This window comes from Stenotrophomonas sp. SPM (genome assembly GCF_003105135.1).
In the GTDB taxonomy this organism is placed as follows: domain Bacteria; phylum Pseudomonadota; class Gammaproteobacteria; order Xanthomonadales; family Xanthomonadaceae; genus Stenotrophomonas.
On record NZ_QETL01000023.1, the window covers coordinates 1 to 17017 of the forward strand.

General features: G+C 69.3%; 13 protein-coding genes. 2 read left to right on the forward strand and 11 right to left on the reverse strand.

Annotated elements, in window-relative coordinates:
- Positions 1 to 11: 11 nt before the first annotated feature.
- Entirely contained in the window at positions 12 to 713 is a 702-nt protein-coding gene (locus DCO49_RS07570) for an alpha/beta hydrolase (protein WP_116863546.1), read from the reverse strand.
- A 126-nt stretch (positions 714 to 839) separates the two neighbouring features.
- Between DCO49_RS07570 and DCO49_RS07575 the strand changes: the two genes are divergently transcribed.
- Positions 840 to 1220, forward strand: coding sequence for a YbjQ family protein (locus DCO49_RS07575; RefSeq protein WP_116863510.1), 381 nt, complete (start codon positions 840 to 842; stop codon positions 1218 to 1220).
- 48 nt (positions 1221 to 1268) lie between these two features.
- Here the strand turns inward: DCO49_RS07575 and DCO49_RS07580 are convergent, their stop codons facing one another.
- Both DCO49_RS07580 and mgtE read right to left on the reverse strand, forming a co-directional pair.
- On the reverse strand, positions 1269 to 3995 hold the full coding sequence (locus DCO49_RS07580) for a bifunctional acetate--CoA ligase family protein/GNAT family N-acetyltransferase (protein ID WP_116863511.1): 2727 nt from the start codon (positions 3993 to 3995) through the stop codon (positions 1269 to 1271).
- 168 nt (positions 3996 to 4163) lie between these two features.
- Entirely contained in the window at positions 4164 to 5534 is a 1371-nt protein-coding gene (gene mgtE, locus DCO49_RS07585; protein WP_116863512.1) for a magnesium transporter, read from the reverse strand.
- Between the two features lie 407 nt (positions 5535 to 5941).
- Here mgtE and DCO49_RS07590 point away from each other — a divergent pair, with 407 nt between their 5' ends.
- Positions 5942 to 7720: a monovalent cation:proton antiporter-2 (CPA2) family protein gene (locus DCO49_RS07590; protein ID WP_116863513.1), complete on the forward strand. Its 1779-nt coding sequence runs from the start codon at positions 5942 to 5944 to the stop codon at positions 7718 to 7720.
- A gap of 106 nt (positions 7721 to 7826) precedes the next feature.
- Here DCO49_RS07590 and DCO49_RS07595 read toward each other — a convergent pair whose 3' ends face one another.
- From DCO49_RS07595 to DCO49_RS07630, 8 genes are all read right to left on the reverse strand, one after another.
- Positions 7827 to 11165 carry an ankyrin repeat domain-containing protein gene (locus tag DCO49_RS07595; protein WP_116863514.1) on the reverse strand — a complete coding sequence of 1113 codons (3339 nt, stop codon included), beginning with the start codon at positions 11163 to 11165 and terminating at the stop codon, positions 7827 to 7829.
- The gene (locus tag DCO49_RS07600; protein WP_116863515.1) at positions 11158 to 11418 is read right to left on the reverse strand and encodes a YcgL domain-containing protein; all 261 of its coding nucleotides are present in this window, start codon (positions 11416 to 11418) and stop codon (positions 11158 to 11160) included. Before DCO49_RS07600 ends, DCO49_RS07595 begins: the two co-directional genes overlap by 8 nt.
- 174 nt (positions 11419 to 11592) lie before the next feature.
- Complete coding sequence (locus tag DCO49_RS07605) at positions 11593 to 12831, reverse strand: beta-ketoacyl-ACP synthase (protein ID WP_116863516.1); 1239 nt, start codon at positions 12829 to 12831, stop codon at positions 11593 to 11595.
- A complete protein-coding gene (locus tag DCO49_RS07610; RefSeq protein ID WP_116863517.1) occupies positions 12831 to 13562 on the reverse strand; it encodes a 3-ketoacyl-ACP reductase FabG2 in 732 nt (243 codons plus the stop codon). The genes DCO49_RS07605 and DCO49_RS07610 overlap by 1 nt, the downstream gene beginning before the upstream one ends.
- On the reverse strand, positions 13546 to 14004 hold the full coding sequence (locus tag DCO49_RS07615; protein WP_116863518.1) for a hotdog family protein: 459 nt from the start codon (positions 14002 to 14004) through the stop codon (positions 13546 to 13548). The genes DCO49_RS07610 and DCO49_RS07615 overlap by 17 nt, the downstream gene beginning before the upstream one ends.
- 8 nt (positions 14005 to 14012) lie before the next feature.
- Positions 14013 to 15203 carry a beta-ketoacyl-ACP synthase gene (locus DCO49_RS07620; RefSeq protein ID WP_116863519.1) on the reverse strand — a complete coding sequence of 397 codons (1191 nt, stop codon included), beginning with the start codon at positions 15201 to 15203 and terminating at the stop codon, positions 14013 to 14015.
- Complete coding sequence (locus tag DCO49_RS07625; RefSeq protein ID WP_116863520.1) at positions 15200 to 15757, reverse strand: DUF3261 domain-containing protein; 558 nt, start codon at positions 15755 to 15757, stop codon at positions 15200 to 15202. The genes DCO49_RS07620 and DCO49_RS07625 overlap by 4 nt, the downstream gene beginning before the upstream one ends.
- Entirely contained in the window at positions 15745 to 17013 is a 1269-nt protein-coding gene (locus tag DCO49_RS07630) for an NAD(P)/FAD-dependent oxidoreductase (protein ID WP_116863521.1), read from the reverse strand. The genes DCO49_RS07625 and DCO49_RS07630 overlap by 13 nt, the downstream gene beginning before the upstream one ends.
- Positions 17014 to 17017 lie beyond the last annotated feature (4 nt).

The window sequence follows — 17017 nt, forward strand, 5'->3', positions numbered from 1 at the left end:
CGGCGGATCCATCAGCCCTGCAACAGCCAGCCGCGCATCGCCGCGCTCACTTCGTCCGGCTTCTCCATCGGGGCCAGGTGCCCGCAGTCGGGCACCACCACCAGCTGCGAATGCGGCACCAGCGCGTGCATTTCCTCGCTCACCGCCAGCGGCGTGATGCGGTCGTTCGCACCGCAGACGATCAGCAGCGGATCGCGGTACGCGGCCAGCACCTCGTGCCCATCGCGGCGTTCCAGCCCGCTCTGCCGCATGAATACTTCCGCACCCAAGCGTGCGGTCATGTCCCGCACGCGCTGCACCAGCACGTAGTCGTCCAGCCGCGACGCATCGATGTAGCTGCGCATCAACGCATCACCGAAACCGTGGAACTTGCCGGGCAGGCGAACGCTGGCGCGCTGGCTGCGGCGCTGCTCGGCGCGCTCGGGTGAATCGGCGTGGATCGAGGTGTCGACCAGCGCCAGCTGCAGCACGCGCTCGGGCGCGGTGCGCAGGATCTGCTGGGCGACGAAGCCGCCCAGCGAGAAACCGGCCAGAGCGAAGCGCTCGGGGGCCTGCGCCAGCACGTCGTCGGCCACCGCCTGCAGGGTCTCGCCACGGGTCTGGTCGCCCACGGTGCAGTCGGCGATGTCGGCCAGGTCGGCCAGCTGCGCGCGCCAGAGCTCGGCGTCGTTGAGCAGGCCGGGGAGCAGCAGCAAGGGAATGCGTTCGATCATGGCGGTATTGTCGCGCGGCGGGGTGGGTCCGGCCATGCCGTAACGGGCTGTTGGGCTGTAGAGTCGAGCCTGCTCGACTGCCACACGGCCAGTCGAGCATGGCTCGACTCTACAGAAGGCAGCAGCATGGCAGACCCCTATAACAGCGGCATCCCCTCCCCTCCGGCCCTGCGCTTCGAGGATTCCCTGGTCACCACCGCCTTCGAGCTGCCCGGCTACCGCGTGGCCCGCAACCTGGGCGTGGTGCGCGGCATCACCGTGCGCTCGCGCTCGATCGTCGGCAACTTCCTCGGCGGCCTCCAGACGATCTTCGGCGGCAACATCACCATCTACACCGAGCTGTGCGAACAGGCCCGCGAGGAAACCTACCGCGACGTGGTCAAGCACGCGCGGCAGCTGGGGGCGAACGCCATCATCGGCATGCGCTACGACGCCACCGATGTGATGACCGGGCTGACCGAAGTGCTGTGCTATGGCACGGCGGTGGTGGTGGAGCCGCTGCGCTGAATCCGACGTTCCGCCGGGCATGGCCCGGCGCTACCGAGGTGGTGACGGTCACGCCACCGGCGGGGGTGCAGGCACTTCGACCTGCTGCACCGGCAGGGTCACCATCATCACCGTCGGGTCGTCCGGATCCAGCCGGGTCTTGAAGCCCAGGCTCTGGCACATCGCCAGCATGGTGCTGTTCTCACGCAGCACCTGACCTTCCACCACGTCCAGCCCCAGCCACTTGGCGTACTCGATCATGATCGCCATCAGGCGCCAGCCGATGCCGTGGCCCTTCAGGTCGGAGCGGATGAGGATGCCGTACTCGCCGCGATGGTAGTCGGCGTCGGCATGCAGGCGCACCGCACCGAGCATGTCGCCGTTGCGCGGGTCGATCGCCACCAGCGCGATCGAGCGCGCGTAGTCGAGCTGGGTCAGCCGCGCGATGAACTCGTGGCTGAAGTGCTTCACCGACTGGAAGAAACGCAGGCGCAGGTCTTCATCGCTGACGCGGGCGAAGAACGCGCGGAACAGCGCATCGTCCTCCGGCCGCACCGGGCGCACGAAGGCGCGGCCGCCATCGGACAGCTCGAGGGTGCGCTCCCACTCCTTCGGGTACGGGAACACCGAGAAGCGCGGATGGCCGCGGCCCTTGTGCAGGATGCGCGACGGCGCGATGGCCACGCGTGCGTCGAGGGCGAGGATGCCTTTGCCGTCCACCAGCAGCGGGTTGATGTCCAGCGTGCGCACCTCGGGAATGTCGGCCGCCAGCTGCGCCAGCTTCACCAGCGCCAGCGCCAGCGCGCGCTCATCGGCGGCCGGCACATCACCGTAGGCCTTGAGGATGCGCGAGGCACGGGTCTGGCCGATCAGTTCGTGGGCCAGGCGCAGATCCAGCGGCGGCAGCGCCAGCGCCTTGTCGTTGATCACTTCCACCGCGGTGCCGCCGCGGCCGACCACGATGACCGGGCCGAACGTGGCGTCATCGGCGATGCCGACGATGATCTCGCGCGCCTTCGGGCGGATGATGGTCGGCTGCACCAGCAGGCCGTCGATGCGCGCATCCGGGCGTAGCTGGCGGGCGCGTTCGAGGATGGCGTTGGCCGCGCTCTGCACCGCCGGCAGCGTCGCCAGGTTCAGGCGCACGCCGTCCACTTCGGATTTGTGCGGGATGTCCGGCGACAGGATCTTCAGCGCGACCGTGGCACCGCGCTCCAGCAGCGGCTGCGCCAGGTCCATCGCTTCGTGTGCATCACGCGCATGCATCACCGGCGCCGACGGAATGCCGTAGGCCTTGAGCAGATCGTGGGTGGCCAGCGGGTCCAACCACTGCTGGCCATTGGCCAGTGCGGCGTCGACCAGCGCACGCGCACGGGCGGTATCCACGCTGAAATCCTGCGGCAGGCTGGGCGGCGTTTCCATCAGCGCGTTCTGCGCTTCGCGGTAACGCACCAGATGCTGGAAGCCGCGCACGGCTTCGGCCTCGGTCGGATAGGTCGGCACCCGCGCGGCGTTGAGCGTGGCGGTGGCCTGGTCATCGTTGCCCAGCCAGACCGCGAACACCGGCTTGTCGCGGTGGTGGCGCGGGCGCAGGCCCAGCGTGCGGGTCAGGGCCTGCGCGGCATCGGCCGATGAGGTGAACGCGGTGGGCACGTTGACCACCATCACCGCATCGTTCTCGTTGTCGGCCAGCAGCGCCTCGATGGCAGCTGCGTAGCGATCACCATCGGCGTCGACCACGATGTCGACCGGGTTGCTGCGCGACCAGCCCTGCGGCAGCACCTTGTCCAGCGTTTCCACCGTGCTGTCGGACAGCTGCGCCAGGGTGCCGCGCAGCGCCACCAGCTGGTCCACCGCCAGGCGGCCGACGCCACCTCCGTTGCTGAGCACGGCCAGGCGGCGGCCGGGGAAGGTGCCCAAGCGGCCCAACGTCTCCGCTGCGGTGAACAGCTCGTCCAGTGCATTCACGCGCAGCAGGCCAGCACGGTTGAAGGCGGCGCCGTAGACATCATCGGCGCGGGCCAGCGCCTGCACGTGGGTGTCGGCGCTGCCGGGCTGCACGCGCTCGGCGCGGCCGGATTTGACCACTACCACGGGCTTGGCGCGCGCGGCGGCACGCGCGGCCGACATGAACTTGCGCGCGTCCTTGATGTGTTCGACGTAGAGCAGGATGGCGCGGGTGCGGTAGTCGGTGGCGAAGTAATCGAGCAGGTCACCGAAGTCGACGTCCATGGTGTCGCCCAGCGAAACCACGGCGGAAAAACCCACCGAACGTGCCACGCCCCACTCTACCAGCGCGGCGGCAATCGCCGAGGATTCGGAGACCAGCGCGAGGTCACCGGCCTGTGGAAAGTGTGCGGCGATGCTGGCATTGAGCCGCGCATGCGGCGCGATGACGCCCAGGCAGTGTGGGCCGAGGATGCGCAGGCCGTGCTTGCGCGCCACCGTTTCCACCTGTTCGGACAGCGACCCCGGGCCTTCGCCGAGGTGCGCGGTGAGGATGATCGCCGCCTGCACGCCGCGCTCGGCGGCGGTACGCACCACTTGCGGCACGATCGCTGCGGGGGCGGTGATGACCACCAGGTCGGGGACCCAGTCGAGATCCTTCAGTCGCTTGACCGTGCGGATGCCATCGATCTCGGCGTGGCGCGGGTTGATCCACGCCACCTTGCCGGGAAAGCCGGTGCCACGCAGGTTGCGCATCACCGCACGGCCGGCGGAGCGCTCACGCGGGCTGCCGCCGATCACCGCGACCGACTGAGGACGGAACACGGACTGCAGGTGGTAGGTACTCATGCGCCTACGGTACCCAAATTCCGTGGCGATGGGGTTGAGGACGGGGTCGGATCCCTTTCCGCAGGAAAGGGCTCTGACCCCTGCATGACCCCCGCATGACCCTTGCGTGCCCACCAAGGTGGGCACCTAGCAGACCACGGGGATCCGATCCCAGGCCACACGTTTTTGTTACAGCAGGGTGCCGTGCAGGATGAGGGCGGCGATGCTGAAGTAGATCACCAGGCCGGTCACGTCCACGAGGGTGGCCACGAACGGGGCCGAGGCGCTGGCCGGGTCGAAGCCCAGGCGCTTGAGGATGAAGGGCAGCATCGAGCCGGACAGCGAGCCGAACGTGACGATGCCCACCAGGGCCGCGCCGATGGTGATGGCCAGCAGGATCCAGTGCTCGCCGTAGTCGTGCAGGCCACCCAGCTGCCAGATGACGATGCGCACGATGGCCAGGCAGCCGAGGATGGCGCCCAGCACCATGCCGGTCGGCACTTCGCGCAGCGCCACCTTCCACCAGTCGCTCAACCGCAGCTCGCGCAGGGCCAGGCTGCGGATCAGCAGCGAGGTGGCCTGAGAACCGGAGTTGCCGCCAGAACTCATGATGAGCGGAATGAACAGGGTCAGCACCACCGCGCGCGCCAGTTCGTCCTCGTAGTGCTGCATCGCGCTGGCGGTGAGCATCTCGCCGAGGAACAGCACGCTCAGCCAGCCGGCGCGCTTGCGCAGCATCTCGAAGAATCCGATCTGCATGTACGGCTTGTCCAGCGCTTCCATGCCGCCGAACTTGTGCGCGTCCTCGGTCGATTCCTCGATGAGCGCATCGAGCACGTCGTCGACGGTGACGATGCCCAGCAGGTGCTGCTGCGCGTCCACCACCGGAATGGCCAGCAGGTCGTGGCGGCGGATCAGCCGCGCCACTTCTTCCTGGTCCAGCAGGGCATCGACGGTGACCGGCGGATTGACCTGGGCCACGTCGAGGATCGATTCCTCCGGCAGGCCGGTGATCAGCCGGCGCATGGTCACCACCTGCTGCAGCTGCTGGCTGGCCGGATCGAGCACGTAGATCGCGTACACGGTCTCGCGGGTGCGCTCGACCTGGCGGATGTGCTGCAGGGTCTGGGCCACCGTCCACGTGGCGGGCACGGCGACGAACTCGGTGGTCATCAGCGCGCCGGCGGTGTTTGCCGGGTAGCTCAGCAGCGTCTGGATGGCCTGGCGGGCATCGCTGCCCAGCAGCGGGATCAGCCGCGCGCGTTCTTCCTCGTCCAGCTCGTGGACGATGTCGGTGGCGCGGTCATCGGCCATCAACCCCAGCAGCGCGGCGGCGCGGGCGGGCGGCAGCGCGGCCACCAGCTCGCCACTGCGGTGCAGTTCGGGCGCTTCGAGCATCTTCACCGCGCGCGGCAGCGACAGCGCGGCCAGCGTTTCGGCGGCGCGTTCCAGGTCGAGCGTGTTGAGGAATTCCACCGCATCGGCGGTGTTGTAGTTGGCCAGGGGTGCGGCGAGGGCAGCGGCGTCGGCCACCGGGCGCAGCAGTTGCTTCTGGTTCATGGGCTTGCCTTGTGGGGATGCGACCTCGCGCAACGCCAACGCAGGCAAACCGACCCGATATCAGGCGGTAGCCATCGCTGGCGTCGAACGAGGTCGACTTCTACTGTCGCTGGACATGGGTTGGGGACTCCGGATGGGTGTACTGCCTGACACGCTCGACAACGGCGGGAGTGGCAGCGGCGGGCAGTCTGGACCTGCCGACACGCCCGGTCAACCCTGGCTTGGGCGGGTAGTCAGGTGTCACTGGGGTCAGAGCCCTTTGCGGCGCGAAGGGATCTGACCCGGCCTTCCGTGGCCGTTGTCGTCCGTGCACAGGCGGGCGCGCATAATGACGGGGTGGCCTGCACGGCCGCGCTCCCCCCGCCGAACCCACGCAGCACAGGCCTCCGCGATGACCAGGAATTCCCATGCATAGCGGTGGTCTGGAACTGGCGCTGGTGCTGCTGCTGGCCGCGGTGATCGCGGTGCCGGTGTTCAAGAAGTTCGGCTTCGGCGCGGTGCTGGGCTACCTCGCCGCTGGCGTGGTGCTGGGTCCGGACGGGCTGGGCTTCGTGCAGGATGCCGACCGTATCCTCGGCGCGGCCGAGATCGGCGTGGTGATGCTGCTGTTCGTCATCGGTCTGGAACTGTCGCCCGCCCGCCTGAAGGTGATGCGGCGCTCGGTGTTCGGCGCGGGTGCGGCGCAGGTGGCGTTGTCCGGCCTGCTGCTGGGTGGCCTGCTGCTGCTCGACCATTTTCAGTGGAAGAGTGCGCTGGTGGTCGGCATCGCGCTGGCCCTGTCCTCCACCGCGGTGGGCCTGCAGCTGCTGTCCGAGCATAAGGCGATCAACAGCGACCACGGCCGGCTGGGCTTTGCCATCCTGCTGTTCCAGGACCTGATCGCGATCCCCCTGCTGGCCGCCATCCCGCTGCTGGGCGGGGCGAAGAACGAGACGCTGCGCTGGGAAGACGCGGCCGTGGCGCTGGGTGCGTTGGCGGTGGTGATCCTGTGCGGGCGCCCGGTACTGCGCAAGGTGTTCGGCATCATCGCCCGTACCCGCAGCCCGGAAGTGTTCACCGCCACCGCGCTGCTGGTGGTGCTGGGCACTGCGTGGTTCATGCAGGAGGCCGGCCTCAGCCCCAGCCTGGGCGCGTTCCTGGCCGGCGTGCTGTTGTCCGACTCGGAATTCCGCCACGAACTGGAAGCGCAGATCGAGCCGTTCAAGGGCCTGCTGCTGGGCCTGTTCTTCATCGCCGTGGGCATGGGCATCGACCTCGACCGCATCACCGCCGAGCCGTGGCTGATCGCCACCGGCGTGGCCGCGTTGCTGGTGGTGAAGTTCAGCCTGCTGTACCTGATCGGCCGCATCGCCAAGCTGGGGTCGCGGCAGTCGCTGCTGCTGGGCAGCGTGCTGTGGCTGGGCGGCGAGTTCGCCTTCGTGGTGTTCAATGAAGCACAGCGCGCGCACCTGCTGGGCGACGCCAACCATGACCGGCTGGTGGCCATCGTCGGCCTGTCGATGGCGATCACGCCGCTGCTGATGCTGGTGCTGCTGAAGCTGCTGGGCCGGGAAAAGCCGGCGCCGCGCGATGCCGCACCGGCCGACAAAGTGGCGCCGGACAACCAGCCCAAGGTGCTGATCGCCGGCATGGGCCGCTTCGGCCAAGTGATCGCGCGCCTGCTGACCGCGCAGAAGGTGCCGTTCGTGGCACTGGAGGCGAACCCGGACACCGTGGCCGACCTGCGCCGCTTCGGCAACCAGCTCTACTACGGCGACCCGACCCGGCCGGAGATGCTGCGCGCTGCGGGCGGCGAGCATATCGACGTGTTCGTGATCACCGTGGACGACCCGGAAACCAACCTGCGCGCGGTGCGCATGGTGCGCCGCCTGTACCCGGATGCGAAGGTGCTGGCACGTGCGCGCAACCGCCAGCACGCGTGGCGGTTGATGGACATGTCGGCCGAGCCGTTCCGCGAAGTGTTCGGCACCAGCCTCGAAATGAGCGGGCGCGTGCTGACCGCGCTGGGCGTGGCGGCGGACGTGGCGCAGCGCCACGTGCAGCGCTTCCGCGAGCATGACGAACAGCTGCTGCGCGACCAGTACCTGGTCTACGACGACGAAGCTGCGGTGATCCAGACTTCGCGCGATGCGCGCAACGACCTGATGCATCTGTTCGAGGCCGACGCGGAAAGCGACGAGAAGTAGGCGTGCCGACCAACGGTCGGCATCCACCTTCAGGCCGCCGGGCATGGCCCGGCGCTACCGGACATCGCCACCCGCAGGGATAGCGCCGGGCCATGCCCGGCGGCTCTCAACCGTTGTCGCGCAGGAACCGGGCCATCGAGGATACGCCGGGCACGCGCGGTTCGAATTCGCCGGCCACGTCGATGAAGCCGCGCATGACCGCGATCTCGCGCGGGCTGCGGTTGAGGCTGTCGCGTACTTCCGGATCGGCACCGGCGCGCAGCAGGCGCTGCACCAGCAGCGGCAGCCCGTGCAGGGCGGCCAGGTGCAGCGGGCCGAAGCCGCGCGGGTCACGCACGTCCAGGCTCACGTCCTCATCCAGCAGGCGCTCTACTGCAGCCATCACCACCTGCTCGTCGCAGGCGGTGCCTGGCTCGGCGCGTGCACCCAGCAGCAGCAGCAACGGCGTGACCGAACCGGCTGCGGCCAGGTCGGGCTCGGCGCCGGCCAGCAGCAGCGTATCCAGCAGGGCCAGCAGGCGCGAACGATCACGGGCGCTGAAGCCATACAGCGCCGCGCAGTGCAGCGGGCCCAGCTGCTGCGCATCGCCGGCATGCACGTCGGCACCGGCAGTGAGCAGGCGAGCGGCAATGTCCGGCAGGCCCAGCGCCGAGGCCAGCATCAGCACGGTCACGCCGCCCGGCAGGCGGTGTTCCAGCTGGGCACCGGCATCGAGCAGGGCCGAGACAATATCCACCTGGCGCATGCTGACCGCCGCCGACAGCGGGGTCGCGCCACTGGCGGCGCCATGCTGCGGATCGGCGCCACGCGCCAGCAGCAGGTCGACCACCGCCAGGTGGCCACCACCGGCCGCACGCAGCAGCGCGGTGCAGCCCTGCGCATCGACGGCGTCGATGGCAAAGCCGAGGTCGTTCAAGCGGCGCACGGCATCGACATCGCCGGCCATGGCCGCAGCCGGCAGGTCGCTTTCGCGCAGGGTGCGGCGCGGCAGCGGCCACACCCGCCAATCGAGCCAGTCGGCCAGGTCGCGGCGGCCGATCGACAGCGCCACGCCCAGCGGGGTCTGGCCATCGGCAGCACGCGCTTCCGGCGATGCACCGTGCTGCACCAGCAGCTTAAGCGCGCCTTCGCGGGCCAGCGCGGTGGCCAGGTGCAGGGCGGTCATGCCGTGGCTGTCGCGGGCTTCGCGATCGACACCAGCATTGAGCAGGGCCTGCTGCAGGCGCAGCCAGCCCAGGCGCACCGCCAGCGACAGCGGCGGATCACCGGCCGGCGAAGCGGCGAATGGATCGGCGCCGCGTTCAAGCAGTTCCAGCGCCAGCTGTTCCAGGCCGCGCGCGGCCTGGTCGTGCTGCGCGCAGGCGGCAAGGAAGCGCGCCAGGCCACCGCGGCCGGCCGGCGACAGGCCACGCTGCAGCATCACCTGCAACGCCGGCACCGCGTCGATGCCACGCGACAGCAGGGCGAACATGGGGGTATCGGCACAGGCATCGCGCACGTACGGGTCGGCGCCATGGCCCAGCAGCCAGTCGACCGCGCGCGGTTCCAGCGCCAGTTCCGGGTCCAGCAGCAGGCCGCCCAGCTCTTCCGGCTGGCACAGCTTGGCCAGCGCGGCCATGCCTTCGGTATTGCCGAAGCCCAGCGCTTCGCGCAGCAGGGTCAGCGGCGGACGGTCGGGCAGCAGGCCGCTGGCGCTTGCGGCTTCGCCGCGTTCGGCCAGGCCATCGCTGACCGCGGCCGGCAACGGATAGGACGGGTCCAGCAGGGCCACGATCGCCCAGCGCCCCGCTTCGGCGGCGTAGTCCACCGCACGACGGCCGAGCGGATCGCTGGCATCGGCGGCGATACCGAGATCGACGAGGCGCTTGACCAGCAGCGGCGACACATCCTCGGCCATGGCGGCCAGCAGCACGGCGTTGCGGCCTTCGCCATCGACCGCCACCAGGTCCGGCTTGTGCGGCAGCAGGTGTTCGATGACGGCGGCGCGACCGGCACGGGCCGCTTCCAGCCACGGCGTGCGGCCCAGCGCATCGCGCGCTTCGAGGTTGGCGCCAGCAGCCAGCAGTACGCCGATGATCTCGACATGGCCGGCCAGGGCGGCTTCGTGCAGTGCGCTGCGGCGCTGGCGGTCGCGCGCATCGGCGCGCGCCTTGTGCTTGAGCAGCAGCTGCACGCCGGCCGGATCGTCGTCCTCGGTCGCGGCAGCGGCCAGCAGCACCGGGGTGCCTTCGCTGGGTTCGCTGCGCGCACCGCGTTCGAGCAGGAAGCGGGCCAGGCGCCAGTTGCCGACCTGGCAGGCCACCGCCAGCGGCGACCAGCCTTCAGTGTTGAGCGCATCCACCTCGGCGGCGGCATCGCGCAGCAGCGCGGCCACGCCCGGGTCGGAACTGCGCGCGGCGTGATGCAGCGGGGTGTTGCCATCGCTGTCCATGGCGCGCGAATCGGCGCCGTTGGCCAGCAGGGTCATCACCGCTTCGGGGCGGCCATGCCAGCTGTCGCGGGTGGCGGCCAGCAGCGGGGTCATGCCACGGTGCGGGGCATTCACGTCAACGCCGCGACCGATCAGCTCGCGCAGCAGGCGCAGGTCGGGCAGCACGGCGGCTAGCACGGCCAAGCTGCGCTGGTCGCGCCAGTTCGGGTCCGGCAGCGCGTGCGGATCGGCACCGGCCTGCAGCAGCTGCAGCGCGCGGTCGATGCGACCGTGGCGCGCAGCTTCGTACAGCGCCGGGGTCAGTTCCTGCGGTGCCATCGCTTCCAGCGGCGTGCTTTCGGCGGCAGCGTTGAACAGGGCTTCGGCATCGCCGCTGGGCAGGTCCTGGGCGGTGCTGCGCAGGCTGACCATCGGTGCCGGTGCCACCCACTGAAGCAGCAGGTGCAGGACCGGCGACAGCACCAGCGTGGCCAGTGGGGCGGGCCAACCGGCGCCTTCCGGCAACAGGCCCGGCCAGGCCGGCAGCACGATCAGCGCGGCCAGTGCGACCACGATCGCCGCCACCAGCAGGCCACGCCAGGCGGTCAGGTCACGCCCGGCCAGGGCATGCCAATGCTGGGCGAGGCTGCCATCGAGGCGTTCGACATCGTTCCACAACGGCCAGGTGCGCCACGCGGCCAGCAGGCCGGCACTGACCAGCACGCTCAGGCCAAGCACGGCGGCCAGGCTGCCGCTGTCGCGCAGCGCCGCCAGCGGCCACGCCAGCAGCAGCGCCAGGCCTGCCGGGGCCGCGGCCCACAACACCGCCAGCGCCGGCAGCTCCTGCCGCGCGATCAGTTTCGGAGCCTGCAGCGTGCGGCTGCGCCGCCACCACGACACGCCCAGCGCGAACGCCGGCTGCGCCAGTGCGGCAAACACGGCACCGGGCAGCCCACCCACGACCGAGGCCAGCGCCAGGACAGCGCCGAGGACGAAGGCAATCGACAGTGCGCGTGGGCGCGACAGCTCAGTCATAGTGGCGCCGCATCATGCTGGTCACCGACGGCGGCACCTGCAGGTAGAAACCGCGCTCGGTCAGCTCGCTGCGGACCTTGTCCGGGTCGGCCTGGGCCAGACGTCGCTGCGCATCCAGGGTCACGTCGAGGACGAACGACAGCGCACCCAGCGAGGTGACCAGCGGCGCAGGCAGCGCGCTGAAATCATCACGACGGGCGAGATAGACGTAGGTGTCCGGCTTGAGTTGGCTTTTATAGACGTAGGCGTGCATGTCCGCGGGACGATAACCCGGGAAGAGCATTGATTGTGTCGGAAAGGCGACACCGGGGAAAGCCGTCGCGCGACGATGACGCCGCGATCAGCGGCGTTTCCCCGACGGGGTTCAGCAATGTGGCGATGGCGTTCACGTGGCATGCGGTTGGAAACCGGCCTTGGCCGCGCGAGCCTACCCGCCCCACTTTCTGAAGATGAGCGACGTATTGATACCGCCGAAGGCGAAGTTGTTGCTCATGACGTGGGTCGCCTGCAGCCGGCGCCCTGCCCCGGTGATGTGATCGAGCGCGGCGCAACGGGGGTCGGCATGCTCCAGATTGAGCGTGGGCGCAAACCAGCCCGCACGCATCATCTCGATCGTCACCCACGCCTCGAACGCGCCGCAGGCGCCCAGCATGTGGCCGACATAACTTTTCAGCGAGCTGACCGGCATGCGGCTGCCGAACACCTGGGCCGTTGCCTCCGCTTCAGCGATGTCACCCTGGTCGGTCGCGGTGCCGTGGGCATTGACGTAGTCGATGCGGTCGGCGCCCAGCCCGGCGTCCTCGAGCGCAAGGCGCATGGCGTGGGCCATCGTGCCTGCGCTGGGCTGGGTGACATGCTGCCCGTCGCTGTTGGTGCCGTAGCCGACGACCTCGGCAAGGATGGGGGCGCCGCGCGCCTGCGCATGTTCCAGGTCTTCCAGGATCAGCGTGCACGCCCCCTCGCCCAGCACCAGGCCATCGCGGCCGGCATCGAACGGGCGCGGGGTGGACTGCGGCGCATCGTTGCGTGTGCTGGTGGCATACAGGGTGTCGAACACTGCAGCGGCAGTCGCGTCCAGCTGCTCCGCACCGCCGGTCACCATCACCGTCTGCTTGCCGCTGCGGATCGCTTCATAGCCGGCACCCACGCCCTGGCTGCCCGACGTGCAGGCACTGGAGGTGGTGTAGACCCGGCCGCTCAGGCCGAAGAACACACCGATGTTGACCGGGGCGGTATGGCTCATCATCTTTAGGTAGGTCGTGGCACTGATGCCGGCCGTGCTGAAGTCGTGCAGCATGCGGCTGAAGTCACCCGTTGCTTCATGACTGCCCGACGATGAACCATAGGCGACCCCGGTGCGACCGCTGCGCAGTACTTCGTGCTGCAGCAGTCCTGAGGCGGCCAGCGCCAGCTCGGTGGCGCGTACCGACATCAGCGCGACCCGGCCCATCGACCGCGTGGTCTTGCGGTTGTAGTGGGCGGGCAGCTCGAATGCGTCTGCGGGCGCTGCCAGGCGTGTGTTGAGACCGTCGTAGACGTCCCACTCCGGCATGGTGCGCACCGCGTTGCGGCAGCTGCGCAGGTGCGCCTCGATGGTCGGCCAGTCATGGCCAAGCGGACTGATGGCGGCGGCGCCGGTGACCACCACGCGTCGATCGGCGGCCATCAGATCATGCCCCCGTTCACCGAGATCACCTGGCGGGTGATGTAGCCGGCCGGCTCGGACAGCAGGAACGCGACGGTGGCGGCCACTTCCTCCGGACGGCCGACACGGCCGGCGGGGATCAGCTTCAGCGCATGGTCGACCACTTCTTCGTTCAGCATGTCGGTCTCGATCAGGCCGGGGGCCACGCAGTTGACGGTGATCTGGCGGCTGGCCAGTTCCAGCGCCAGCGCCTTGGTGGCACCGATGATGCCGGCCTTGGCGGCACTGTAATTGACCTGGCCGCGGTTGCCGGCCACGCCGGACACCGAAGACAGGGTGACGATGCGGCCCGGCTTGCGCCGCCGCACCATCGGCATGATCAGCGGGTGCAGCACGTTGTAGAAGCCACCCAGGTTGGTGTGGATGACCTGGTCCCAGTCGTCCTCGGACAGCGCCGGGAAGGCGCCGTCGCGGGCGATGCCAGCGTTGCAGACCACGCCGTAGTAGGCACCATGCGCTTCCACGTCCGCGTCCAGTACCGCACGCGCGGCTGCCCGGTCGGCCACGTCGAAAACCAGCACGCGGGCCTGCTGGCCCAGTGCCTGGATCTCGGCCGCCACGGCCTGTGCTTCGTCCACGCGGCTGCGGCAGTGCACCGCTACGTCGAAGCCGTCGCGCGCGATGCGCAGCGCGATGGCCCGACCGATGCCCCGGCTGGCGCCGGTCACCAGCACGCTACGGTCTGCTGTCATGCTTTCCACTCTCCAGATATGCCTTTGCGTCGGTGGGCTCGAAGACCGATACGTTGGCGTTGGCCCATTCTTCATCGCCTGCCAGGATGCGACAGGCGAACATTCCCAGACCGTTGTCGCCGGTCAGTTCGCAGCGCGCCTGCACCCGCAGCCGCGTGCCGACCGGGAACCCGCTGCGGGCGGCGGTGTAGCGCCGAGTACCCAGCAGAAACCCCAGCTGCACCGGGGTGCCGGCCTGCCGCGCCCGGCAACCGGCCCATGCCGCGATGGCCTGCGCCATGTACTCGATGCCGATCCATGCCGGGATGGCGTTCCCTTCCACGAATACGCCGTCTGCCGGAACCACCAGTTCAGCCTCGACCGTGGTGTCGTCCCACCGGACGATGCGATCCAGCAGGCACATGTCGAAGCGGTGCGGCACCACATCCTCTACCGCAGGCATGGGTGCACTCACCGCCGTACCCCTTCCATCGCCAGTACAGCGTTGCTGCCGCCGAAGGCAAACGAATTGCTCAGCGCGCGGGCGGGCATGCGCCCGAGGTTGTCACCCGGCGCAACCAGCGAAAGTGCGGGCAGGGCTGGATCAGCCTCGCCATCCCACCAGTGCGGTGGCAGCTGCTGCGCCGGGTTTTCAGCCAGCACGATCCAGCACACAGCGGCCTCGATCGCACCAGAGGCGCCCAGCGTGTGGCCGGTCAACGGCTTGGTCGAACTGGCCGCTACGGTGGTGCCCAGGACCTGCGCGACAGCGAGGCTTTCCATCGCATCGTTGTGAGCGGTCGCGGTGCCGTGCAGGTTGACGTAGTCCACCTCACCTGCGCTCCAGCGCGCACGCTGCAGTGCCTGCCGCAGAGCGTCGATGGCGCCCCGGCCCGCCGGTTCCGGCGCGGACATGTGGTGGGCATCGGACGATTCGCCCCAGCCAGCGAGCCTGACCGGGCCTGCGTCGCGGCTGAGCACGAACAGCGCAGCGCCTTCACCGATGTTGATGCCGCACCGGTTGCGCGAAAACGGGTTGCAGCGCGTCGCTGAGACCGACTCCAGTGCGCTGAACCCGGCAACGGTGAAGCGGCAGAGTGAGTCGGCGCCACCGGCGATGACGGCGTCGGCGATGCCGGCACGCAGCAGGCGCGCTGCCGACGCCAGCGCCTTGGCGCTGGACGAGCAGGCCGTGGACAGGCTCCAGGCAGGACCACGGGCGCCGCTGCGTTCGCGCACGAAGTGCGCTGCGGTGCCCATCTCCTGTTGCGCGTACGCGAAGCCTGCCGGCCACGCACCTGTTTCGGCGTGGGCGCGCAGGGCATGTTCTGATTCACCGATGCCGGAGGTACTGGTGCCCAGCACGACGGCGACCCGGTGCGCGCCGTGCCGGGCAATGACGGCCTGTACCGTCGGCGCGATCTGGCCAAGCGCTACCTCCAGCAGTGCGTTGTTGCGCCCGCGCAGGGCCACCGGAAGGTCCTCCAGCGTCGACAGCGGCGTGCGCACTTCGCCCAATGCCAGGGTCTGCCCAGGCAGAAGCGTGTGGTTCTCGCTGAGCCCGCCGGGCGTCTGGGCAAACAGCGCTGCGGCCATTGCCGCCCGGCCCTCGCCAAGTGCGCACACCACACCCAGATCGTTGAGATAGATCTCATCGCTCATGGGGTCGGGCCGTCGGCGGTAATCGACTCGATGCGCAGGCTGTAGCCCTCAGCGCGGTTGTCCAGCTCCAGGCTGCCACCTTCCCTGCGCTGCAGCTGCAGCCAGACCTGGCCATCACGGGAGAGGCTGCGCAGATGGCCATCATCGGTGACCTGCCAGCCCGCCGGCAGTACGGCGGCGATGGCCTGGGTCGGCCACAGCGCGAACTGCAGATCGTCCAGCACGCGTTCGGCACGCACCTGCTGCGGCAGCCAAGGGGCGCGCTGCTGGCTCAGCTGGCGGCCGTCCCACTGCAGGCGCACGCCGGTCTGGCCCATCGCCTGCACGGCCAGCTGCACCTGCTGTGCATCCGCTTCCAGCAATGCCTCCAGATCGCGCTCATGACGGCCGAAGCGGAAATGCAGCTGCTGCTGCAGCGCCAGCGGTGTGGGCAGACTGGCCGGCGCCAGGCGCAGCGGCGGCAGTTCAACCAGGGCGCGCGGTACGCGGCCCGCACAGGCGGCCAGCAGCAAGCACAGCAGCACTGCACTCAGACGGATGGTCAGCCGCTGCACAGTTCCTCCAGGACCCGCATGCGGCGGCCATTGCCGTCGGCCACGTACGGGTTGTCAGTATCCCAGGCATAGCCTGCGAGGATGGAGCAGATCATGTTGCGGATGTCCGTCGGTTGCCGGGGGTGGAAGATGATCTTCTGGAAACCGCCCTGGTACCAGCTCTCGACGAAACGGCGGAAGGTCTTCACCCCCGCACGCAGCGGCACGGAGAAGTCTGCTTCCCAATCGACGGTTCCGCCGGCGTAGTGGCGGCGCAGGCACTCGCTGGCCAGCTGCGCCGACTTGAAGGCGATGGTCACGCCGGAAGAGAACACCGGGTCGAGGAATTCACCGGCATTGCCCAGCAGCGCATAACCCGGCCCCCACAGCGAGCGGACGTTGGCCGAATAACCGGTGATGCGGCGCACCGGCAGCACCGCCCATTCGGCATTGGCCAGCAGGTGGCTCAGATTGGGGTCCTCGCCGACGATGGCCTGCAGCTTCTCCAGATCGTCGCCCTCGTAGCGTTCGAAGAACGAGGGCTCGGCCACCACCCCCAGCGAGCAGCAGCCGTTGGAGAACGGGATGGTCCAGTACCAGACGTCGATGTGCTCGGGGTGAGTGGTGATGAGGATCTTGTTGCGGTCAAACTCGGCGTCGGCGGGAATGTGGTCGCGCACGTGGCAGAAGATCGCGCCGCGCACCGGGAAGTTGGAGGGCGATTCCAGGTCCAGCAGGCGTGGCAGCAGGCGCGCGAAGCCGGAGGCATCGAGGATGAAATCGGCCTCAATGCGGTACTCGCTGCCGTCCGCGCGGCGTACGTCGACGGATGGGTGTTGCCCTGGCTCGACCGCCAGCACCTCGTCGCCAAAGCGCAGGGTGGCGCCCATGCGCTGGGCACCACGCGCAAGAACATCGTCGAAGTCGGCACGCTGCACCTGGTAGGTGGTGCCCCAGCCGGGGGAGAATTTCTTCCGGAAATCAAACGCAGTACGCGCTTGGCCGTGCACGAAGGCCGCACCGTTCTTGTGCTGGAAGCCCGCTTCCACCACGTCCTGCAGCAGGCCGGCGGCCTCGATGTACTCCATGCTCTGCGGCAGCAGGCTCTCGCCGATGGAGAAGCGCGGGAACGGCTGGCGTTCCAGCATCAGGACCTGGCGGCCCTGCTGGCGCAGCATGGCCGCCGCTACCGAACCGGCGGGGCCCGCACCGATTATCAGGATCTCGGTGCGCTCACAGGCCGGGGCGATACCGGGTGCGTCCACAGCAGTATTCATCGGT